Genomic DNA, 24,998 nt, shown 5'->3' on the forward strand with positions numbered 1-24,998 from the left:
ATATTAGATGACAGTGTACAGGACAAGCGGTACTCGAAACTTCATAGAATTAGTCACGCGGCAGTATTCGGGGAACGAACATGGCCTCATAAAGGGCATAGGCCCTGTGAACCTGGTTCATTCAACGGGAAACGAGGGTGATTTTTGGCCGATAGACTATCGGATATATCACCCCGAAACGGACGGCAAGAGCAAGAATGATCACTTTCAGGAGATGTTCAAACGCCTGAACACTCACCAAAACATCAAGGCCCGAACCATTCTTTTTGACTCCTGGTATGCTTCTGTCAGCAATCTGAAGCTGATTAACGCTGCCGGTTGGACGTTTTTCACCACACTGAAAAGCAACCGTCAGGTCAGTATCAGTCGGGAAGCAGGCTATAAGGCGGTGTCTAATATGGATTTTGATGAAAAGGCGCTTATGCCAGGCATTTGGGTCAAATTGAAGCCCCCCCCCTTTTAAGGTGAAGTTATTCAAGCTGGTTGCCACAAACGGCGACATTGACTGGGTGATAACCAACAGTCCAGCCCCCTCTGTAAACCGGTTCGTCGTTGAGAACAAGAACGAAAACAGGTGGCAGGTGGAGGACTTCCACAGAGGATTCAAACAATTGACCGGATCGAAAAAATGCCAATGACGAAAAGCCTGCTCTCAAAGAAACCATTTGTCATGCTGCTATCACGCATGGATTTCGCTCCATGTTATGACTAAACAGATGCGAAAAACCATTTATCAAGTTCGTAAAGAACTCTTTTCTCAATACTTATGTGCACAACTTAAAAATCCATCCATCAAAGCAATTTGCTGACAAGCGAAAGTCCTAATCTTGTAAGTACGTTGGGAGGAAGGTTTTATGATTGTGTCAATTGCGATTTGTTCACAAGATAAAACCTTTCTCTTTTTGTAATATCCTCAACCTCGCGTTCTGTAGAGATGTGTAGCAAATAAATTCTTTCCCTGAAGGGCATAGTTTTAACTAAGTACTTAAAAAATAAAGCAACGTGTACCCAGATGAGCCGTCACCCCGTCGGCCCTGTCTCTGGATATCCGTTGCTTAACCGGGTATGGCTAGTTGATCGGTTACTTACTCATGGGGATGTGCAAATCCCATTTGTGTTAGGTTTTCGGTGATTTCCTCCAGAATGGTAGGATCATCAATCGTTGCAGGAACTTTATATTCCTCGCCATCTGCAATTTTTTTAATGGTTCCCCGCAGGATTTTACCGGATCGGGTTTTCGGCAAGCGCTTCACAACGGTCGCCAGTTTAAAGGCCGCAACTGGCCCAATTTTTTCGCGAACTAATTTCACCAATTCAGGAACGATCACTTCAGCCGGACGCATCACCCCCGCTTTTAAGACCACCATTCCCATCGGAACTTCGCCTTTCAGGTCGTCTTTCACCCCAAATACAGCACATTCGGCCACATCGGGATGTGAAGCCAATACTTCTTCCATTGCACCCGTAGAAAGCCGGTGCCCTGCGACATTGATTATGTCATCTATTCGGCTCATAATCCATAGATATCCCTGCTCATCTATATATCCCGCATCACCTGTGAGATAATAACCATCATACATTGTCATATATGAATTCACAAAGCGGGCATCATTGTTCCATAGGGTCGGCAGACATCCGGGTGGCATAGGAAGTTTTACCACCACATTTCCAATGTCATTTACATCTTTTTGATTGCCCGAAATATCCAGTACTTGCACATCATACCCCGGAACAGGCTTCGTCGCCGATCCTGGACGGATTTCAAATTGCTCGATACCGAGACAATTCGCGGAAATAGGCCAACCCGTTTCGGTTTGCCACCAATGGTCAATTACCGGAACCTTGAGTTGGTCCATAGACCAGATCAGGGTATCAGGATCGCACCGTTCACCTGCCAAAAAGAGGGTACGGAAGTGGCTCAAATCGTATTTTGCCAAATGGGTGGCATTGGGATCTTCCCGCTTGATGGCGCGAATGGCGGTAGGGGCCGTAAACAAGACCGATACGTTATGATCAGCGATCACCCGCCAAAACGCACCGGGATCGGGTGTACCTACGGGTTTTCCTTCAAATACTACGGTTGTACTTCCATTTAACAACGGCCCATAAACGATGTAAGAGTGCCCTACCACCCAGCCCACATCCGAAGCGGCCCAGAACACTTCACCGGGCTGCACATTATAAATGTACTTCATACTCCACTGTAAAGCGACCATATGGCCGCCATTATCGCGGACAATCCCTTTTGGAATTCCGGTAGTACCACTAGTGTAAAGGATGTACAGCGGATCGGTCGCTGCCACCGATACACATTCTGCGGGCTGGGCACTTTCACAAGCCGTCTCAAAATCCACATCGCGACCTTCTTGCATTTCGGCCTGCAATTGGGGGCGTTGCAGGATTAAGCAAGCATTTGGCTTGTGGGTAGAAAGGGAAATAGCTTCATCCAATAACGGTTTATAGGCAATAATACGTTGTACTTCTATGCCACAACTGGCAGAGACAATAACCTTTGGCTTGGCGTCATCAATCCGAGTAGCCAACTCATTTGCTGCAAACCCACCAAACACCACCGAATGAATGGCCCCAATCCGCGCACACGCTAACATAGCCATGACGGCTTCAGGAACCATCGGCATATAAATCAAGACCCGGTCTCCTTTTTCCACCCCCAATACACCAAGTGCGCCAGCTAATTTTGCCACCCGATCTCTTAATTCACGATAGGTATAAGTTTTTTTTGAGTTTGTAACAGGGCTATCATAAATCAACGCATCCTGATCGGCACGTCCATTTTCTACATGTCGGTCTAAGGCATTGTAACAGGTATTGGTTTCTGCTCCGTCGAACCACCTATAAAAGGGTGGGTTCATACGATTCAACACACGATCCCACTTCTTATACCAATGAATGCTTTCTGCGGCTTCGCCCCAAAACCCATCGGGGTCTTGGATGGAGCGATCATATATTGATTGATAACTCATAATATCAACGGTTTAACACAAAAAGAGGCAGCATTACCGGGGCGCGATCACCTTATAGTATAGCTGCCTCCCCCCTACATTGAATATATCTGTTTTGCAAAAAAATGGGCGGTTATAAAACCGTTGGATTTGTTTTTACAACCGCCTTTTCCCCTGCATTGAATTTCTGATAGTGCAATTCAGGTTTTGAAAATACAGTGGTGGAGAGATATTGTCATCAAGACGCCATACCCACCACCACCGTCCCCTGCATTGAATTTGTGCCTTGCGGCAGCGCAAACCACCGCAAGACTAAGTTTTTGAACTTAACTTTCTTCGTTGTATTCCCCTGTCAGCGAGTAATACCCAAACAAGACCAAACTTCCCACGATGATGGGCGTGAGCACGAGCAGAATGATCCACCCAAAGATCACATCGTCCATTGTTTCGCCGCCAATGCGCTTAAAACTGTCCACGACACGGTCGTATCCGGCATACAGACCCAGAGCGATCCAGACGACACCGAGGATTTTTTTAATCATATCCATGATTTTTCTCCAATTTAATTAGGTTTAACGTAAACAGAGATTGATGGCAGATCACTCTTCATCAACGGCTTTGTTGGATAAATAGAGGGCACCAATTACCAGGCACACCCCTGCAATAATGATGGGGTACCACAATCCGGCGAGGTACGGCATGGGGGTTCCTGCTGTTTTTGCCTGTGTGACCAAGGCTGTTCCAATGAATGGCATCAGCCCACCAAAGATACCGTTTCCAATATGGTAAGGCAGCGACATAGAGGTGTAACGGATACGCGTGGGGAACAATTCGACCAAGAATGCGGCGATTGGCCCATACACCATTGTCACATAAATAACCTGGATAAGGATCAGGAAGATGAGCGTCCACTGCTGTCCAGAGGGCAGCGTAATCGCTTTTTTCACAACGGGTTTCTCGGCGGTTGTACTCCCTGCTGGCGTGGTCGTCGTTGTGGTTTCTTTAAATTTGGTTCCATCGGTATAGGAACGGGTCACCACTTTTTTCTCAACTTTATTGCCGTTTTCGGCGGTCGAATTGGTGACATCCGTTTTTTCACTACCTTCAACAACGGTTTTCTTGGTAAGATCGGCCGTGTCGTACATCATGGTATAGATAGGACGATAGGAGATAATGGCAAGTAGCATACCAGCCATCATAATCCATTTCCGGCCAATTTTATCCGAAAGCCAACCAAAAAGAACAAAGAATCCTGTTCCAAAGGCGAGGGCGTAAATCAAAATCCATGAAGCCTGTGCCGTATCAAGTGCCATGGTGTTTTGCATGAACGAGAGCGCATAAAACTGACCCGTGTACCAGACAACCCCTTGCCCCATCACTGCACCCAAAAGCGCAAGCAAAACCATTTTCATGTTTTCTTTCTTGGTGAAAGACTCTTTCAATGGGTTTGTGGAAATTTTGCCCTCGGCCTTAATCTTGGTAAATGCTGGAGATTCAGCCATTTTGAGACGAATATAGATCGAAACCCCAACCAATAAGATCGAAATCCAGAAAGGAATCCGCCATCCCCAGTCTTCAAACGCTTCTACTCCCAGTGCATTCCGGCACGTAAGAATCACGCCCAACGATAGGAAGAGTCCTAATGTTGCCGTGGTTTGAATCCACGAGGTATATAACCCTCTTTTTCCAACTGGCGCGTGTTCGGCCACATAGGTTGCCGCACCGCCATATTCACCTCCCAATGCCAAGCCTTGAATCAGGCGAAGCACCAAGACAATAATGGGCGCAGCCATTCCAATGGATTCATATCCGGGAACCAAGCCAATCAAAAAGGTTGATCCCCCCATCAGAACTAGGGTTACGAGGAAGGTGTATTTCCGACCAACAATATCACCAAGACGTCCAAAGACTAGCGCACCAAACGGGCGTACCACAAATCCGGCTGCAAAGACGGCAAGCGCAGAAAGTAGAGCAGCAGTAGGATTTCCTTTAGGGAAAAACTGTGTCGAGATAATGGCTGCCAACGAGCCAAAGATATAAAAGTCGTACCATTCGATCAGGGTTCCTACCGAAGAGGCCCCAATGACAGTGCTTATGCCTTGACGGCTATGTGGAGAAGAGGACATGAATTTATGGATTTAGGATGAACAAAATGTTCGTTTTAGGGAATCATACTTAGGAAAAAAGACAGATCAGAAGAACACGTAGGCAGCAGCCAAAAGACGCATGTTCATAACAGCTCCATCATTTGCATTGTTGCTCACAATGGTTGGTGCGCCTTTGGCATCTCGGCCCGAGCCATATTCCGCACCCGTAAAATCTGCTTCGAGGGCCAACCGGAGTTTACCTGCATTGTGTACGATGCGTGGAGATACCCGCCAAACATTGAGGATACTGCTTCCACGTGCATTATTGGTAAAGTCTTTGGTTGAGTTTGAGATCAAGTCCTCGGACGCACCACTATTAACCAAGTAACCTGCAAAGAGACCTACGGACGTAGGCTTTTTGGTTTGTATATCCACCCAAGCAGTTGTGGTATTCAGGGCTGCATAAGTAGAGACATTATTAACGGTTTCCTTTACCCAACCACCTACGGAAAGATGATCGCTCATATCGCCCCCATATGCACCTTTGGCCATAAAGGTCACTTTTTTGTTATCTAATTTCAGATAAACATCTGCCGCGCCTGTCGAGATATTATCTGCCAGATTTGCCGGACGAAGGGTTTTATGCATGATGTCTGCCCCAAGGGTCAGGTCGCCAGATTTGGCCTGAAATCCCAATACAGCCGCTGGTAATACCGCTCTTTGCTGTGCTTTACGCCCCAAGCCAACCGTCTCAAAAACATCCCGCTGCTGCATCAACGTTCCAACTAATTTAAAATTGGCGCTTGGTTTCAGGGCTAACTGAATCTGCGGATTGCGGGAGAAGGGTTGCATCGGCGCACCCGTATTAAAGTTCACCGTTCCCGGAAAAACACTACCGAACAGTGGTGACCATGTCTGGCCGATCAGTACTTCTTTTTTCTTCCATTCCATCTTGGCCCAAGCATGGCGCAAAACGTAATGGCTAATCGTGGCCTCGGAGGCACCAAAAAAATCGCCTTCAAAATAACCGGATACTTTTGCTCCCATTGCATCGGGCGCGGCGATTTTTCCGAACAGACGGGTTTGGAACATGGCAAACAATAAATTTGCATTGGCATTTTGGTCTTCATTGTTGCTCATGCTCTTTGCAGTAGGATATAGCAACAAATGGCCTTCCCGTGCTGAAGCCACCTGACGACTATCCAATATGCCATCAAACTTAACAAAACCACCAAAAGTTACGCCCGGCTGCTGGGCAAACAAGATGGGCATTGATAGCCACATCAACATGAAAAAAGAAAGAAGCCTCTTCTGGGCAAATAGCTTTGGGAACATGACGGATCCTCTTTTGTTTTGAGGATACAACAAAAGGGTAGCGCTCCTGCCACATTAAGAGCGATCTTTTGGTGTATCGTTATTGTTGAAAGGACGGCTTGCATGGTTTCGTTGCCACACTTTTTCCATGCAAGTCGTTTTTGTATTGTCTTCTGTGGTTAAAGAAGCCCGCCATTTACCACAACAAACGGGCTTCGTATCATATCACCACTTTTTTTAACGGTACTCGTTCTATTTATTGGCTCGATTCTCAATGAGATCTTCCACCACATTGGGGTCTGCCAGTGTAGAAGTATCTCCAAGATTAGAGAATTCGTTCTCGGCTACTTTCCTAAGAATCCGTCGCATAATTTTTCCGGAGCGGGTTTTGGGAAGACCGGGTGCCCATTGTAAAAGGTCAATGGTTGCAATCGGCCCAATTTCTTTACGAACCCAGCCAATTAATTCTTTTTTAAGCGCATCCGAAGGATCGGCATCTGCATTGAGGGTTACATAGGCATAAATCCCTTGTCCCTTAATGTCGTGTGGATAACCCACAACGGCTGCTTCTGCAACCAATGGATGGGCGACCAATGCGCTTTCCAATTCTGCCGTTCCAATGCGATGTCCTGAAACGTTTAGGACATCATCCACCCGTCCAGTAATCCAGTAATATCCATCCTCGTCTCGACGACAGCCGTCTCCAGTGAAATACATGCCGGGATACATCGAGAAATAGGTTTGGATGAAACGCTCGTGGTCTTTATAAACGGTACGCATTTGGCCGGGCCAACTATCCAATAACACCAAGTTTCCAGAGGTTGCCCCTTCCAAAATGGTCCCTTTTTCGTCCACTAAGGCCGGACGTACGCCCGGAAGCGGTCGTGTAGCAGAACCAGGCTTAAGGGGTGTTGCGCCGGAAAGCGGAGAAATCAGGATACCTCCGGTTTCGGTTTGCCACCATGTATCCACAATCGGGCAGCGTTCATCGCCCACGGTGCGGTAATACCACAACCACGCTTCCGGGTTGATTGGCTCGCCTACAGAACCCAGCAAGCGGAGGCTAGAACGGCTCGTTTTTTTAACGGGTTCATCACCCAAACGCATGAGGGCACGAATGGCTGTGGGTGCTGTATAAAAAATGGTAACCTGATGTTTATCAACCACTTCCCAAAACCGAGAAGCGTCTGGATAATTCGGAATGCCTTCAAAAATCAGTGAAGTAGCGCCATTGGCAAGCGGACCATAAACAATGTACGAGTGCCCAGTAATCCATCCTACATCTGCCGTACACCAATAAATATCGCCATCTTTATAATCAAAAACCATTTCATGGGTATAGGAAGCATATGTTAGATAGCCACCGGAAGTATGCAATACCCCTTTAGGTTTTCCGGTAGATCCCGATGTATAAAGGATGAAAAGTGGGTCTTCGGCATCCATTACTTCGGGTTCGCATACAGAGTCGGCTTTGGCCATTTCGTCATGCCACCACAAGTCGCGTCCTTCCTCCATGTGAACATCTGCTTCGGTACGATGAAAGACGAGTACTTTTTGAACAGAAGGACATTTTTCGAGTGCAATATCCACATTTTTCTTAAGTGGAACCACCTTCGTGCCCCGTAAGCCCACATTGGCCGTAAGCACCACAGAGCTATCACAGTCCTGAATTCGGCCAGCGATGGAATCCGGTGCGAACCCACCAAATACGACCGAGTGAACCGCGCCAATCCGTGCACACGCCAACATGGCATAGGCTGCTTCCGGAATCATCGGCATATAGATGGTAACACGATCTCCTTTTTTTACGCCAAGTGATTTCAGCACATTGCTCAACTTAGAGACCTGCTCGTGTGCTTCTCGGTATGTGATGCTTTGTGCGGGTTCATTGGGGCTATCCGGCTCATAAATAAAGGCCACCTGGTCTCCCCTTTCGGCTAAATGCCGGTCTAAGCAGTTGTACGACACATTTAATTTTGCATTTTCATACCAACGGATCTGGACATCACCTTCATAAGATGTGTTTTTCACTTTGGTCCATGGAGAAATCCAATCAATACGTTGCGCCACATTAGCCCAAAATGCCTCGGGATCTGATACGGATTTCTCGTATAAGTCCTCATACGCCGCCATTGAAGAGACATGTGCGGCTTCGCTATAGGCCGGGGCGGGGCTGAATACCATTTCATCTGCCATGTTATTACTCCTTATATTACCATTTGGCAATTTATTAACTTCGTTCTTTTTGGCGTGGTGCAATATTTTTGGGGCTTTGGCCAAATGCAAACGCTTTCACTGACGAAAAACTATGGCAAATCAAAGCCTTATGCAAGTCATCACTCTTTAATCAGGGCTAGATAAGGCACTTTTTTTTGAATTACATTACTCAATAGCAATATTTAAATAAAAAGATGGTATTTTTTGAAAAAAAATTGAAGTGAATTGGTATTTTTTAAGGATTTCAACACATAGAATTGTATAAGCGGTGGAAAATCTAAGACAAGCGGTCATAAAACGACAAAATCAAGAGTCTTCTCCAAAATGGGAAGCCTCCATAGCCATTGTATTATAAGGCGCCAAGAACGATCCACGTACAATGATTGGTAGGCGTTTGACATTAGACATGAAACAATAATCCCATAAAACCAAGACAAGAGCAATGCCAAAACTGACCTTGCAGATCATTTAAGGCGACCTATGCCCATGCTGGATCCTGAAGGGCGATCTCCCTTCACCAGACGCGGCATTTGCAAACAGCAAAAGACAAATATTTCATTTTCCGGAAACAAATAGGGAGGCCCGGCTTTCGTTCCCAGCGGTGTCCAATGCCCGAATGTGGTAATAGCCTTTTTCGGGCGGCTTGGGATCTATCCATTCTGACGTTACGGCGTCGGTTTCAGCGACCAATTGATAAACCCCAGTAGGTAATCCTGCCGTTCGGTAAATCCGATAACGGGCTATATCTATAGTGGGTAATTTTTCCCAACGGATGCGAACCCCATTCGCCTCCACGCGAGATTGCACATTTTGAACAATGGGTGGTGGTACATTGTCTTTTAAAGTGATGGCTTGCGAGACCATTGGTTTACTCACATTGCCGTTGGCGTCGGCAGCGGTGACATAATAGGTATAGGTTTCTCCGATGGTAACGGCTTCGTCGCGGAACGGTAAAGCCTGACTCCGAACACGCTGAAGGGATTTCAACGGACCACTCCCAATCTGGCGAAACAATTCGTAGTGGACTACATCCGGCGAAAGCGAGGCCCCATAAGAAACGGAGATATAGCGCCCATCTATATTTTCTGCGGTTATTTGCAAAGGCGAGTCAGGAGGGGTAAGGTCCTTAATGTCTAATACTACACGCGCAGAATCACTAAAATTTTGCCTTTTATCCATCGCCGTTACCACATACTCATATTGCACCCCTTCCGATATCTGGCCTTTGGCAAGGTCTTCATCCACAAATTGATTGCCAATAAAATTGCGCGTAGTGAGTTGAGAGAAAAGTTCAGGCGGAGTTTTCACTTGTCGTCGCAAGAGTACATAGGCAAGAAAATCCTCTGCCTGCGCAGGAGTTTGCCACAAAAGATTGATTTTTCGATCTGATGAAATGGTTGCTTTTAGGTTTTGAGGAGGCCGAGGCGGTATGTTATCCAAACTTTCGGCCATTACGGCATTGCTCTGTTTACTTTCGTTTCCAGCCGCATCCACCACCGTCACCCGATAATAATAGGTACTACCCGCTTTAAGGGTTTTATCGGTATAAATCGTTTGAAGCGGCCCCAGCATTATATCGTTCATCCGGACAAAATCCTTTTCGATATGGGTACTCCGATAAACAAAGTAGCCCGCCAATTGTGGATCGGTACTAAGAGGAAATGTGACCGTTGCTTCATTCCCTTTTTTCGAGACCACTACTTTCACTTGCTCTAAGACCTCTGGTGGTAAATTATCTTTCAGGACTAAGGGAAAGACATTGCTCCCTGCACTTGTGGTTCCTGCGACATTTACAGCCATCACCCGAAACCGAAGCATTTGCGCTCTTCCTGTTTCTGAATAAACAAAAGCGTGACGCGTCTGGTTTGCATCACGAAGCAGCCAAGCATCTTGTATGACAACAAATTTACCATTTTCCTCCTGCCGTTGCACTTCAAATCGCACCACTTGATCGGCTATGTCATCGGTAGATTTTGGGAAATCCCATTGTAGTGTGACGCGGGGGCCTTCGTGCGTGACAGACAGGTTTTCGGGAGCTGGTGGAATTTCGGGACGGATGCGAACGGTTCCGGTTATGGCTTGGCCACGAGGTTCCCCTTGCCCGTTTATCCATTCCACTTTATAGGTTACGGTTTCCCCAATTGGCGCTTTTTCGTCCACAAATAATTGCCCCAGTGCCCGACCCAACTCTGGTAATGCATAGCCATATAACTTTGCACGTAATCGATCTGACTGTAAACGTAAGAACACAGCCTGCGGATCGGTTTCGTCTAACTGTTTGCGAAAACCCTCGAAAGCCAATCCCATTTTTGCAACCAATTCCGTACCTGAAGTAACCGACGCTACTGGAGAATCGGTGAGTTTCAAAAAGGCTCCATCTCCGGTTTTTCGATAAACATGGTATTGCTCGTCTTGGCGAGGTGCCCGGTCTAACCACACAAAAACCTTATTTCCTGCTGCATCTGGCACCAACCTCAACTGAGAGAATACCGGAATCGCTGTCAGTAAATACAGATAAACAATGGCTCTTTTCATCATCATGCAGGCTTATTGTTCAAGTGGGATAGAGAAGGTGCGGGTTAGGCCAAGTGGGTTAGAAACGGTGACCTCTATTATACCCGGTATAAAATCTTTGTTTATGTTCAATGGAACGGTGAAGGATTTGGTATCCACCTCGTTCGGGGCAATAGGGCCTACCCAAGTTTGTTGCGAAATCGTCCGATATGTCTGTGCACTTAATTGCCCCAAGTTATCGAGTTTGCGGTAAAGAAATACATAAGACAGCCGACCATTCACCCCAGACTCTTCGTCTTTGAGTTCCAAGGATACCTGAAGCGCTTTGGTGCGTGCATCCCAGACCGATTTTCCTTCTCCCAGAACAGGCGGTGAGTCGTCCTGCTTAAGAAGAATGGGGCCTACTACCGATAGACCCGATGTTTTATTGTGCCCATTAACAACGCGGAAAGAAACATAGTAAGAATCAAAACCCAACTTCTCTGTTTCTGGTATCACAAACCTTCCAAAGTCTCCGCGATCGCAGGCTATTTTCCCCCAAGCCCGAACATCGGCCAAACCAACATCGGTCCCAATCGCATATTCGCAAGTTCCAATACCCGTTTCCTTGTCTTCGCTAGGTTCTGTGGTGACAAATACGGCTTGACTTAAGCCATGACTGATGCTCCGATAGGCTTGGATCATCGGCGCAAGCGGTCGGGTGGGATCGGGTGTTTCTCCTAAGTTAACAACCATTACTGGGCTACGCCTTCCAAAAAAATCCTCGGAGAAGACGAATAAGCGTGCATCGGCATAGGGAACGGTATTCTGAATATTCAGCGTCATTGTCTCGCCTTCTATGCGGTCCACATACCGCACGGGTGGGTCTAAGTACCAAAATTGTGCCATATTCCGGCGTGCAAAGGCATCAGCAACCACCCCAGCAGAATCCCGCTTGCTGGTGACAATATATCCATACCGCCGGATGATGTCACGTGGATTAGTAATTTCCACTTGGTATTGAGTGTATAAGTAAGGGTTCGTCCCACGCTTTACATAGTTATTTAACTCCGCTTCCGCCACTTGTGGGAAGACCACAGGATCTGGCATCGGTACATCTTCCTCACCAGCACGGTTGTTTTCGAATCGGATAAGGGCAGGCAGCTTGGGCGGGCTGAGGTCTAAGCGCACCGGAGTTGGGATATAATAAACTGCTTGTAACCCTTGCCCATTCTCGGCAACCACACTAAAATAATAGTCTCGGTCTTCTTGTAAGTTCAACCCACTGGCCTCACCCAAAATCGTTGAAGTACTGCGGGTCCGGTCTATCACCCCAACCAGTGGTTGCCAAGTCTGTATATTGGTTTCGCCATAAGCAGATCCAATGGCGTATGAGAATGATTTGATGTCCGACTCGGAATCCGCTGCTGATGCGGACAAAGCCACGCGATTTTGTTTATTCACCCAAATGGGCGTAACGCCTTTTTCGGGATCAAGTACCCCTGTTTTCTGCGGAACATCTGGTCCTACGACAATCCATGCCGATCCAATAGTTGGTGGTGTATAATCTTGCGAAACCAGATTGCCATTTCCAGTGGGCATGGCCACTCCCAGTTGTAAGACATTTGGATTCATCACAATTCCTTCTTCGCTCACGTCCACATTAAACGAAACCGTTCGCCTGGTCACATTTCCGGCAGGTCCACGTGCTTGTAGGGTCACTTTGAGCGCCTGTACTTTTTCGTTTTCCAATAAACGGACGGTTTCAAAGCTCTGTGAAGTACTTTTGCCTACACTCAGCATGACTTGTTCTGGCAGATAAGAAGCCATTACATTGATAACGGGTGCAAACATAGCCCTTTGTTGCAGGAGCGGGAGATTCGCATCTACGACGGCCTCTTGGCTGGAGACCGCAGAAGCCCGAACGGTTGATATACCGCCCGAAACCGACAAAGCATATTCAGAAACCGATAGCGGATGTTGTGCCGCCCATGTCAGGTTGACCACCCCCAAATTGGTATTTCGTTGTGCTAAAAGATTGATTTGGGAAATGGAAGGGGCCTGTAACGCCAAGGCAAGTCCTGTTTTCAGGGATTCGAGCGGTTCATTACCTTTTAAATTGCTAGAACCCCGCCATGTGGCAAAGTCTGAGACCATTCCATATAAAGTAACCACCATCTGTGATTTCAGGCGCTGAATTTCGGCCATTCGGCGCGAAAACTGTTCCCATGGTGTGAGCAAGTTCTGACGTTGTATAGAGAAGCTGCTGATTTCATTCTGGATTCTGGCTGGCCCAGTCGTTTCGATCAGTCGTTCTAAACCCAATTGAAAGCGCTCTATCCAGAACTCGCGCTGAATCCGGTTTACGTTTTCTTTGAATGCTCCTTCATTAAAAGAAACCGCATATTGTCGGATAGCATTGTTCAACGTTGTCGCATTTTCCGCCATCGAATTCCACGAGATGTCCGTTCCAATCGTCATTCTTTGGTATAAGATTGAGGCCATCGCTCCAGCATCTACCCCTACCTCTTGTCCAGCAGCACCCAAGGCCACCCGTGTATTCCAAGCCGTATTAGAGGTGGTATTAATTTCGTCTAAGACGGCTGGAACCAAGCCATTTAATGTACTCAACCGCTGCTGATACGTTTTCCGTAAAGACCAGATATGGGCAATCCGACGGCTGTAATAGCTATAGACATTGTTCAGCGAGGCCGAGAAGAGGCGTGCGTTTTCCTCCAATTCTCCGTTTCCGGCGTTTGAAATCGCGGGAATATCTACTGGGCGTTCAAGGCCATTCATCCAAGCTGCTTCTCCCAATAGGTTGACCTCTGTTTTCCCAATGTGTTGCCAAACCTGAATAATGGCCTTTCGGTACTTGGCCTCGATGGCCTCGATGGAAAGTTGTAAGTTGCCCAACGATCTCCGGTTTTGGTCATCGGCGGCTGAATCGTATTGATAGGAAGGTGGTTCTTCGCCTTGCCATGTTAGATTAAGATTTGAGATGGGGTTTTGAACCGATTGTATTTGTGCCTCCATGGTTTCCGATTCCTTCACCGACTCGATGGCAATGGCCTTTATTTCCTCTAAACGGGCTTGCATGGCCGCTTCTTTGTCTTTCAAAGCCGTCAGGGAGGCATTCATCAGATAGGCGTAATGGTCTTCGGAAATGAACTTTTCTGAAAGTTGCCCAGCCAATACTTGGTTATAGACATCGGTAAAGGCTTGTGGCCGATACGGACGTTGTGGCCATCGGTAGTATTTTGCAGAATATCGCCAAGTATCACTGTTCTGGTCTAAGAGGCTCTGTTTTTGGTCTGGCCGGAGAAGCAAGAGGTTGGCACCGGAGGCAGCCAATTGCTCCCTGCTCATAAACGCTGCGGCTGTAATGGCGGCTTGCAGGGCTTGCTGGGCTTGATTGGCCTCGTTTTTCATATTTTCGGCATCTTGCATGGCTTCTGCAATCATGGCTTCGTATGCGGAGTTAGAACCGAGACCTCCATCCCACTCACCATCATAATTGGCGATATAAACCGATATTTTTCCAAACAAGACTTTTACCCGTGCTCCTGCATAAAATAGTGTTTTGTTGTTTCGGCTGATAAAGGCCCCTTTTGCCGTGACACTGGCCAATTCAAAGCCCAGCACTTCTATACCTGCCGTCATTTCTCCATAAGCTCCCATATTCTTGCCATTGCTTCGCCACCACACCATAAAGTCGAAATGAACCGTTGTGGATACAATGGCCAATGAAAGCCCCGCATCAATAGACAGTTTAAACAAGAAACCTGGATCTCCTACAAAAAACTCGCCTTCCATCCCCACAAACAAGACCCGCGCCTTCACATTGCCCCAAATGGCCCATTTGGTATTTCCATTTTGGGAAATCAGGTTAAAACCCACCTCCGCACCAGCATACAATAAAAACCCAAAATCCAACTTAGCCCCCACTTCTCCAGCGATCCGGAAGAGATTGGGTTCTTTATGAATGTTCAAGTACATCCCCGCCTGAAAGACCGGCAGGTCAAAAATGGTAACATTGGCATTGACTGTAAAATCAAATTTATCAAAGCCATCGCCAAAACTAAAGGCCAGCAAAGCCCTTCCTCGGACCATTTTTAGTACATCAATTTGTGCAAACAGCAGTGCCGTAAAATCCATCCCATCAATTTGTGGCACCCGATCCGGTTTATACAGTGCTTCGCGTAAACCGGGCAAAGTCATCACCAATTCCATATCGGCTTGTTCTGGGCGAATAAAAAAGCCTGCCCCAATACTGGAAAGTGTGAGTACCCCCGGAAAAATCTCGATTGGGAAGTCTATCTTGGCGAAAAGCCCCATCGTTACTTTGCCATCCCGCACCCCGATTTTTCCTGCCAAAGCACCTCCAATACCCGGAGCCATTTCTACGCCACCTGCTACCCGCAGTACAAAGCCCCGTGCATCGGTCAGATATTGCATAGAGGCCGTCGCTTTCGCAATCCCACCTAGTTCCAAATGTGCGTTTTTAATAGATAAGAAAAACCCGCCGTTTTGCTTTTCATAGACCAGCACTTCATCTACGCCCCCACCAAGGCCATCGCCAATCGTAATGGTAGCACCCGCTTTTAGGTAGTATTTTACCGGAATAGATTCGGTATTTTGTTGCACACCACTTGGCCCTCCACTACTGGTGGGCAAAGTAAGGGTTGTGGGAGTGCTGCTAAAAGCGAAACCATTTAAGGTAAGCGAAACCACTTCCATTAGTTTTACACTGACCTCGCCTGTTGGGCTTCCGGAATCTATAATTCCATTGGTTCCAATCGTTAGCCCTTGATAGCCAAAGGTACCCGAGGAACCCGCTAAATTTAGGCTGGCTGTTCCGCCAATCACTACCGCAAATCCATTTTGCGCTTTAAAGCCAATGCTCAGATTGGTCACTTTAAATACACCCGCATCTACGTCGAAGCGAAATTGGGCATTGGGGAACCGCCATTCTACTCCCTGATTAACCGACAACTTGAAGCCCCAGTTTTGGTCTATATTTGCCGGAGATCCAAAGGCAATGATCTTCGACTCATCGTTCCCAAATTTAAGTGAAGCCGAGGCCATAATAGACGTATTGCTTGGATTGCTCCAATCGGCCACAAACTTGATTCCCGTCAATTTCAACTTGGCCATACCGCCCAAATCCACCTCCGGCGCACCAGCTATGCGTTCATCTTTCCCAAAATCGAACGTGGGGTAGATGGGTGTAAAGACAGGTATTCCATCTTGTCCAAGGGCAACCGTTAGACCCGCTTCTCCAGAGGATTTGAAGGGTTCGGGCAACGTGACAAGACCGGATGCCGTGATTTTAGGACGGTTGTTCTCGACCCCAATTTTCAGGGTATTAAAGACAAAGAGGTTTGGTATGATGCTGATTGGGTCATTCGGATTGAGGAGGTTGAGCGTGGCATCGCCAACCGAGAAAGAGCCATCCGTTCCAATTACGAGGTTATTAATGGGCAAGGCTTTACCAAGAAATGTAAGGTCTCCATCCAATCCAAACCGTAAAATACTATTTTGGATACTGAGGCGCATTCGCCGAATGAGTAAGGGGAATTGCTCTCCTAAGAACTTGGTTTGTTGTTGGTTATTGAATTCGGCTTGCGTAAGTGATACCCCACTTGTGCCGATTTTCAGCCCACTTACGCCCAGCGCAAAGCCTTTTCCGAGCATTTCTTCCATCTTGAAGGTTCCGTCCAACATCAAGGCAAACTCGGAATCACTATTAACCAAGCCAATACGCGAGGGCACAAAATCCGCAAAGCCAAGCGGAATGCCTTCCAAAATCACTGACCCAGTGGCATTCCAGGCATCCTCGCCGGAATTACCCATGTTTTTGCCGCTAAATCTTGGATCTACCAAGACATCAAAATTCCAGGCATTGTTGTAACCGCCGACCAACTGGAAGCGCCCCGGCTTTCCGGCATCATCCTTAAAGAAAGACGTAGCCAATTGTCCGCTTAGTGCCACACCACCAAACCCATTGTTCTGGATGGTAAACGATACACCACAAATGGAAATCTGTACCGCATCTCCACCAAAGTTCATTTTTTTCAAGGGGTTATCTGCACAACTTTGCTGAAATTGGATACTGGCATCACCAAGAGAAAGGATGGCATTGTCAAAACCACGGTCAGTAAGGCGAAGTCCGGTAAGTTCTAATGGCGCATCCCGATCCAACATCTTGGGCAATTTAACGAAGGCATCTGCCAATAGCGCCGGAGCACCATTGACCAATTGGAAACGCAATTGTTTGAGCGTAAGCGGGGTGTCTTTGAAGAGTTTTTGGTTAAGGGCATCGGTCACTTCCACGTCCAATTTTTCGAAAGACTCCACCGAGGCGCCATTAAAAATGGCACTAAAGGAGGTCTTCGCATTGGGTGCGCGCGCAATCCCGGCCAACACCAAATCATTGGATTGCCCAGGTCGGGTAAAAATCCGCATCCGACCATTGCCTAAGTTCTCGGTGGCAATCAGTAGGTTATTGCCTTGTTTGAGTTGGATATAGGCCACCGAGGTGGTGGGGACGGGCAATTTTTCGGGTAATAGGTCTGCAATAGCCTCCCCGATATTATCCGGATGGAAGCCATCTTGGTCTAAATAAGCCACCCGTTCCTCTTGCCCATCGTCGCGGGTACGGAAGTACTCCACCTTGCCATCTCGGACATAGACCGAGCCAAAACCGAAGGCAACTGGACCAAATTTCTGTTTGAGTTGCGGGAAGTTTAGGCTTCCTATCCGCATTTGGGCAGAAGCTTCACCCGATAAGGCCATCCCGTCTTTGGTGATCTGCACATTGGCTGGAATCCCCATTTTGAGTAAGTTTCCGGAAGCAGGCAATGGCGTATTCGCATCAGTGATGCTCCATTCTCCACGATCAAAGAAAAACTGAAAAGCCAATGGCGCTGAAATTTGAATGGAACCACTTTGCAAAACATTGCCGGCAAGGCCAAAAACAGCCTCATTGAAAGCCGTATTAACGGTTCCGCCACCTACCCGCAACCCACCTTGGCCATTTAGTTTCAACCCACCTTCCGTCAGGCTGGCATCTGCAACCGAAAAGGCAAAAATGGGATTATTTTTAGGGTAATGCCATGTGAAGGGTTGGTTGATGACGATCGAAGTGGGAGCCAGTATGTCGCCATTAAGGAGGTTAACCGCCAAATTTCCATTGCCTCGTACCGCGCCGCCTTCATTCTCAATAACGGCCTCGGCAGATCCGGTTAAGAGAAACGACGCTTCGCCATTCCCGAGTTTCAGCGATAAGGTGGATTGCTGAAACTGAAGTGATACCGCCCCAAACCGGATCGTGCCACACGGCGACACATTCGGCACAACAGCCTCTATCCTGCCCGAAAGCCGCAAGGTCGCGGTCATATCGGTTTGGCAGCCATTTGCATTTTCTACTACTTGCGGCCATTTCAACGTACCCTTCAGGTGGATTTCCCCTTCTTGCACCCCATTTTGACCCAATAACCGACCGCTGATTTTTGTTATCCGGAGGGCAGCCTCTCCCCCCAACCCCAAAGATTTTTCCTGCATCAATTCCAATTCATTAAAGGAGCCACTCAAAAGGCCCTTTTCAAAACCAGCATTCCGGATCACCAATGTTTGATTGGCCAACTCTGGTGAGCGGTCAGCAAGACCCGATGGTTTGATCCGTAAATCTAACTGGGGTGCAATATTGGGTGGATTTGCGTCAAAAATATTAATTCGGGTCTTTGCCAATCGTGCCCCAATGGTCTGAACCTGAATGGCACCAAGGTTTACATAAGGAGCACTCAAGGGAGGGGTCGTGCCTTCGTGTAGGTCTGTTTCTGGAAAGTCAAGACCCGCCTCGGTCAATTCCACCCCATTCAACGGAATTTCCAGACCACGCCCATTGGCCAAACCGAGCCATAATGCCGCTGCCAGACCCATTCGGAACGAAAACTGTTCTTGCCGATAGTCCAATTGGACATGCTGAATTCCGGAAAGCCGTAGGCCCCAATCCCCTACCGTTACGTTTTGCGCTTCTGCATAAAGTGGCTCAAATCGGGAAAGCGAAAAACCATCATGCGTATATCGAAAACCTGCCAAGGCCGAAGCCACCACCGCACTCGATTGGCTGCGGATTTCAATATTTGTTTCGCCCGTGATAAGGTACGTAGAGGGTCCGCCTTGGATTGGTAGGGCCATCTGGAGATTTATAGAGCGGAGGTTCATTCCCACCCAGCCTTTACCGGGGAGAAAAGGTATAAATTGATCTGGATTACAGGTAGCAGCAACTTTCCAGTGTTGATCTGTTTGCGTGAATAATTGTATCGGGCACGCATCGCCAAGGGTTTGTCCAAACAAGGACAACCTCCCAGCTATGGTCAGTTTGCCTTCTTCAAATCCCAATATCAAGGAGGTAAACGGGAGATTTTCCGGCAATTTGAGGTCCGCTCGATTGGCCACGGGAGCCGTCAGACTGCCCCCCGTCACTTGTCGGGTATTGGGGTTATACACCAGATTATCAAATGCCAACTCTACTACGGGCGGCGTTGCTTGATTGCCCTGAAGTGCGGGCAAAACCCAACGGGCTTTTTTTCCAGGAAGTGTAAAGAGGCGTAACAACCCATTTCCCATATCTTCAGAAGAGATCACGGCCACCCCATTGGTTTTGACCAAGAGGTGCGAAACCGATTCCAAAGGCAGGGCAATCTGATCCGGTAACAAGGCCGATGCCAAATTGGTGGCCATCCGCAAACCAAGTGCACTGAGCGTTGCAATTCGGTTGTCCTCTTGATCAAAACCAACTTCTCCTTCCAAAATACCAAGGGGCGACAAAGAAATCCGGAATTCCGCCGAGGCTTGGGCCGTTAGCCCTGTGAGGGTGATTTCACCAACCCGAATGTCACCATTTTGAACAAGATTAGCCGCGCCATCTCCCGGATTGGGTTGAGGGAATACCCATCCTAATGCTGAAATTTGAGAAGAAGCAGGCAACCAAAAGGTTAACCCTTCGGGACGTTGGGTGGCGGGTAATGAGGAATTGTTCGACAGCGAAATTCGTCCTGATTGTCGGTCAACAGCGGCAAACATCTCTACGCGACCATCCAAGGTAATCGTTCCAGATAAGATGCGGTGCGTGGCAGGGTCTAAGACCACTTCGTCGAAGGTTGCACCACCCAAAGAGGTGGCTGTTTGACCACCAGAATTACCGATTCCCAATAAACTTCCCCGGCCATTGATCCGAATGCGCTCTTCACTAAATTGTATAGCATTTGCCTGAAAATGAAAGGCAGGGTTATTTTTGGGAATTGAAAGTTCTGCGGATATCGTACCTCCAGCAGTCGCCCCCAATTGCCAATTATCAAATTGCCCGGTCATCAGGTCCAAGTCCACATTGACAGGAATCGTACCAATGCCCAATAATTCACCTTCTCCGGTCGCTCCCAAGAATCGGGCCGATTGCCGACCATTTTCTTCCCCCAATACCACTCTTGCGGTTCTCAAACGAATGCCATACCCCTCGTGCTGCACCGTAACTTGTTGCACAATGTCGCCCGATGCGGCATTTGAGACCCAAAAACCCCGCGTATTAAGAGAAATTTGCGCCAGGTCTTGCGTGGGCAATAAGGTGGATGTTCCTCCGATGATAATGCCGCGTTCAGGTGACAAAGGTCCAGAAAGCTGTAAGCTCCCTGTGGGCTGGGCGAATCCACTAACGGTGAATTGGTCATTGTCTTCATAATTTACATTTACCACTGCCCGTAGTTTTTCCACTGCTATCTGCGCCACCGGTTCAGCCAACTCAGGCGATTTTAAACCAGAGACACAAGGGTGTGGCAGTTCAGAAAGGTTACTCGACCAACCAAAAAACTTGCCATTCCACTGACCATTTTGTACAGTAAAAACGGTGGTTTGCAAACAGGTAGGAATCCTCGAAAGGCCACTACCGAAGCGAAAGTCTAAGTCCACTTGTGCGTTCCACGGGCCTGCATCACGACTTGGCATCCCCAACCAATCTACCAGAACCGGAGGTTGTCGGAATCCTGTAAACCGTCCCTCGAAAGGTGCAATCAAGAAGGTTGAGGACGGGGCCAAGTGTCTTTGCGACAAAGCAATTTCTGGCAATTGAAAGGGCGTGCCGTCAAAAATCAGGTTTGAGAATGTAACAAAAGGCTCCCCGCCCAACAGCCTATTCACCAAACCCACTTGCAAATTCAATCGGTAGGTCCAGCCAAAGTCATCCCTAAATCCAAAAGACTCCAACCGTATCCGCCCGATTAAGAAGTCTATGGTTCCCGTCTCCAAATACGTCTGCCGGTCACAATTTTGGATACCTAATTCTGGTTGAGATGTAGTGACTTGGTCTTGTACACGGATTGGAAAAAGCACGCCGCAATATTTTCCATCGCGGTTCAACAAGGCCAATTCAGCCATCAAAGTCAGGTCTGTGGATAATTGGTTTTGTATAGCATCAACCGAAAAATTACCTGTAAGTTGTTGTATGTTAAGTCTTATTTTAGATTGATCTGGCAAGTTAGATAGCGATAAATCCAAACGGCAAGAAATCGGAATTTGCCCAGCCAGATCGTCTAAGGCCACCCCTTCCACCCGACAATTTGTTGGCTTCCCAAAGAGAGCAAGAGTGGCCACGCCAGTGGTTTCGCCTCTGGGAAGTCGAACCCCCAGACGACCCATGAATAATTTGACAGGACCATTTTCATAGACCACCGGATTGGGTAAGTTGGCTTCTATGAGGCCGGAAAATCCGGTGGCATCAAATAAAACTTGTCCAGTAGCTGGCAAGAAGTTTCCTGTTTGCGGATGTTTAATTTTCGCCTCGACCACAAATCCTTGCACACGATCCCAATAAAATACTTGTAGTTGTACGTTTTCCTTTGGAAACGGTACACCAAGCGCATGTATGGCATTGTCTATATGAACCTGCCCGCCGATGACAGCCAAAGATTGTGGCTGAATTTGTACGTTTTGGAGCCGGACCCGAAGGTCTTTTGGGCCATCCGGCATCTCAAGGCGTAGGGTTGCAAAACCAGAAAGCGTTTTTAGTCCCCCAATATCCTGCGAAAACGCTGCTGAAAGCCCTCGTAATTGCGCAAATCCGGGGATTAAGGCAACCTGATCCCAAGCAGGCGGGGCATTGGGGTCTTCTCCGGATGGATTTATGGGATCTTGAACAATATTGACGGCACTTTTGGTGAAGGTCACAATTTCCGAAAGCCCATTACGAGTAATAGGTGCGTTGCGGCTCGTCTCCTCGGTTTTCAGCCGAACGGCGTAGGCTGCCCCTTCTTCCAATGCCGGATAGGCCGCCGAGTACACAAAAGTCGTTTGATTGGTGCGAATTACTTGTCCAGTAGCCAGAGGATTGCTGCTTAATGCTTGTAACGGGCTTTGATTGGGCAAGATTTTTGCGATATACAGGCTGTACTGAAAACGATCAGCAATCCCGCCAATAACGGGCGTCCATGAAAACGTCATGGGCGACTCGGCCACCTGCGACTCATGAAGCGGCGAAACCAATACAGATGGCTCCGGATACAGGATCTCGGTGGTTCCAACCGCTGGCGTTGTGAGGATCGCTGCATCCGCCAATGGCTCAATTTCCAGTTCATAGGCTCCTTCTGGTATCAATCCAGAACGCAATGCCACTGCCTGATACTTGCTTTCCAACTGGTTGATCACATCCTGAATACCCACTTCAAAACGGATCGAAGGGGTATCCTTAAAGGTGCGATACGTATAAATGCCCGGCGCATATGAATTGGGGCGTGAGGTGGTCGAATAGAGCACCTTGCCATTGTGCCGAAAGGTTACTTTGAAGCGAAAGGCTACAGGTGTGGCGTCCAAAGGGTTTTGATAGACAAATTGGATTTGGTATTTCCCCGAGTCATATTCACGGAGCAAATCGGTATAGGTAGAAAAACTGGCCTGTGGCAAAACACCAATCAGATTCACTTGGGCCGTTTGCGACCAAGCCGTCGGCCCAAGGAGGAAGAGGAAAAATAGAAAGGATCTTTTCATGATGACATGTATAGCTAAAAGAGGCTCAAAAACGGTGTTCGTACCGGAGCGTGCCCCGGAATTCTGTAAAAGAGGCCAAGTCTCCCCCTGCAGAACTGGAAAGCAACTGAACCCCCATCGAAAATCCATCGCGCTGGGTAAGAGCATAATGCCCTTGCAACAACGCCGTCCGCTGCTTACTGGTGATAGCAATTCCATTTGTAGGCTCGGTTTGGTTCTGGTTTAGCGAAGCGGTTAGGCTGAGGTTTAGTTTGCGTTTTAGCAATTGCGTCCCCGTTCCCAAATTCAACCCCGAAGTAGCCGTCTCGGCAAATTGATTGCGATTGCGCATCAAACTCCCCCCTATGTTCAGCGTAAGGCCCGATGGTAAACTTAGCGCATAAGCGGCATTCAAGGTGCGGGTATTAAAGTCCGGTGAAGGTCGTTTTCCTAAAATCACAGAAGGGCTAACATCGGAAAATTGCTGAAGACTGAGGTTTGTACTAATCGCATGTCCGAGGTTACCCATTCGCAAGGTGAACATGGGCATCAAGGTGAAAACCTGTGTTTTCTGGTCTTGGCGTAGGTTTTCGGCATCTGGGAGTCCCGCTTCTGGCTTCGAAGCATGTTGCATCTGGTTCCAAATGGCCGAAACCAATACATTCTTCGATAGTCTGGCTTGTAGATTCGCCCCCATTTGGGTGCGAATCAACGTGGAGGTACGCTGCCCCAACAAATTGTTTGCCTGCCGATTGAACTGAAAGCCAATATTTAACCTTCGCTTCAATAGCCGCAAAGTGGGCTGTACATACCAAATTTCGCGGTCATCCTGAATGGCAGAAACCCCCAATGACTGGAAATTCGGCTGGATGCGTTCGTAGCCAGTCCGCAGTCCGAAAGTAGGATACGTAACCCGGAGTTCACCATTTGCCGCAAAATCGGCACGGGTAGAGGTATGAAGGGTAAAACGACGCACCACTTTGTTTAATGCCTCGGTGAGTCGTGCATCCAAATTTACATTGGCAATCGAAAGGGTGTCTAAAGAGATGTCAGAAGAAAAGGCAGAAAGGGTTCCCTGAAGTTGAAGGACGATTTTATCTGGCACAATGGGCAATTGAAAATCAGGCGTGAGGGTGGCATTTTTGACAGGATTGACCGCCGGACGGAACAAAGTGACACTGGTGGTGTCGTCATAGGCATAGGTAAGGGTCAAGCCAATGTATCCCTTCGGATCCCCAAGCGCAAGACGGCCCGCATAGAGCCTTTGGGCAAAACTCCCATTGCTGAACAAGGATTCGGTAGAGCCTTTGGTGGCCCGTTTGGTTTGTCCGACAGCCACATTTAAGATAAAAAAACGCGGGCTTAGTTCGAGAGAGCCACCCATCATCGAAACGCCATTGAGGGCAAAACGGCCCAATACAGGACTTACTGAACCAAGGCCAATTTTGCCCCACTTCCACTGAGAATGAAAACCAACCTGATTGATGCTTTGGCGGAGTTGGTTATCTTCGGAAGAATAAAGCACATTGATACCAGACTGAAGGCCCAATAAATTGAACTGGACATTCCCAAAAGCTTGTGCACTGCTGCCCGGACGCCGTGCTTCTATACCAGATACCCGGTACAATTCTCCCGTAAAACCTGTACTCCCACTTACTTTAAGAATCTGTTTTTTAACCTCTTGTGCAAAAGCCATACAGGGAACCAGCACCACAAAAAGGAGGATTCCCGGCAACAAAACCCGAATGGTTCTAAATAAAATATCCATAGGCGGTGATTTTGAATCCAGAACGAGTGGATCAACAGATTAGCGAATGGGGCCAACGTTCCATCCATTTCTTACCTTTCCCGGAAAGCGGGTTCAGTAGATAAACACCTCATTTTGTACCCTCATATGTATAATTCG

General features: G+C 47.8%; 9 protein-coding genes. 1 reads left to right on the plus strand and 8 read right to left on the minus strand.

Features of this window, described 5'->3' with window-relative positions:
• Positions 1-7 precede the first annotated feature (7 nt).
• The gene (locus JNN12_09895) at positions 8-463 is read left to right on the plus strand and encodes a transposase (GenBank protein ID MBL7978641.1); all 456 of its coding nucleotides are present in this window, start codon (positions 8-10) and stop codon (positions 461-463) included.
• Between the two features lie 622 nt (positions 464-1,085).
• Here JNN12_09895 and JNN12_09900 read toward each other — a convergent pair.
• The 8 genes from JNN12_09900 to JNN12_09935 all read right to left on the minus strand — a co-directional run bounded on the left by JNN12_09900 (position 1,086) and on the right by JNN12_09935 (position 24,860).
• Positions 1,086-2,984 carry a propionyl-CoA synthetase gene (locus tag JNN12_09900; protein MBL7978642.1) on the minus strand — a complete coding sequence of 633 codons (1,899 nt, stop codon included), beginning with the start codon at positions 2,982-2,984 and terminating at the stop codon, positions 1,086-1,088.
• 305 nt (positions 2,985-3,289) lie between these two features.
• Entirely contained in the window at positions 3,290-3,511 is a 222-nt protein-coding gene (locus JNN12_09905; GenBank protein MBL7978643.1) for a hypothetical protein, read from the minus strand.
• Positions 3,512-3,562: 51 nt separating this feature from the next.
• Positions 3,563-5,089 carry an MHS family MFS transporter gene (locus JNN12_09910; GenBank protein ID MBL7978644.1) on the minus strand — a complete coding sequence of 509 codons (1,527 nt, stop codon included), beginning with the start codon at positions 5,087-5,089 and terminating at the stop codon, positions 3,563-3,565.
• 66 nt (positions 5,090-5,155) lie between these two features.
• Positions 5,156-6,322, minus strand: a complete 1,167-nt coding sequence (locus tag JNN12_09915; GenBank protein ID MBL7978645.1) for a hypothetical protein — start codon at positions 6,320-6,322, stop codon at positions 5,156-5,158.
• 294 nt (positions 6,323-6,616) lie between these two features.
• Positions 6,617-8,560, minus strand: a complete 1,944-nt coding sequence (gene acs, locus JNN12_09920; GenBank protein ID MBL7978646.1) for an acetate--CoA ligase — start codon at positions 8,558-8,560, stop codon at positions 6,617-6,619.
• Positions 8,561-9,136: 576 nt separating this feature from the next.
• Positions 9,137-11,122, minus strand: coding sequence for a hypothetical protein (locus JNN12_09925; protein ID MBL7978647.1), 1,986 nt, complete (start codon positions 11,120-11,122; stop codon positions 9,137-9,139).
• Between the two features lie 6 nt (positions 11,123-11,128).
• Positions 11,129-23,113, minus strand: a complete 11,985-nt coding sequence (locus JNN12_09930) for a hypothetical protein (protein MBL7978648.1) — start codon at positions 23,111-23,113, stop codon at positions 11,129-11,131.
• Positions 23,114-23,138: 25 nt separating this feature from the next.
• Positions 23,139-24,860: a hypothetical protein gene (locus JNN12_09935; protein MBL7978649.1), complete on the minus strand. Its 1,722-nt coding sequence runs from the start codon at positions 24,858-24,860 to the stop codon at positions 23,139-23,141.
• Positions 24,861-24,998 lie beyond the last annotated feature (138 nt).

The organism is Bacteroidetes Order II. bacterium (genome assembly GCA_016788705.1).
In the GTDB taxonomy this organism is placed as follows: Bacteria; Bacteroidota; Rhodothermia; order Rhodothermales; family UBA2364; genus UBA2364.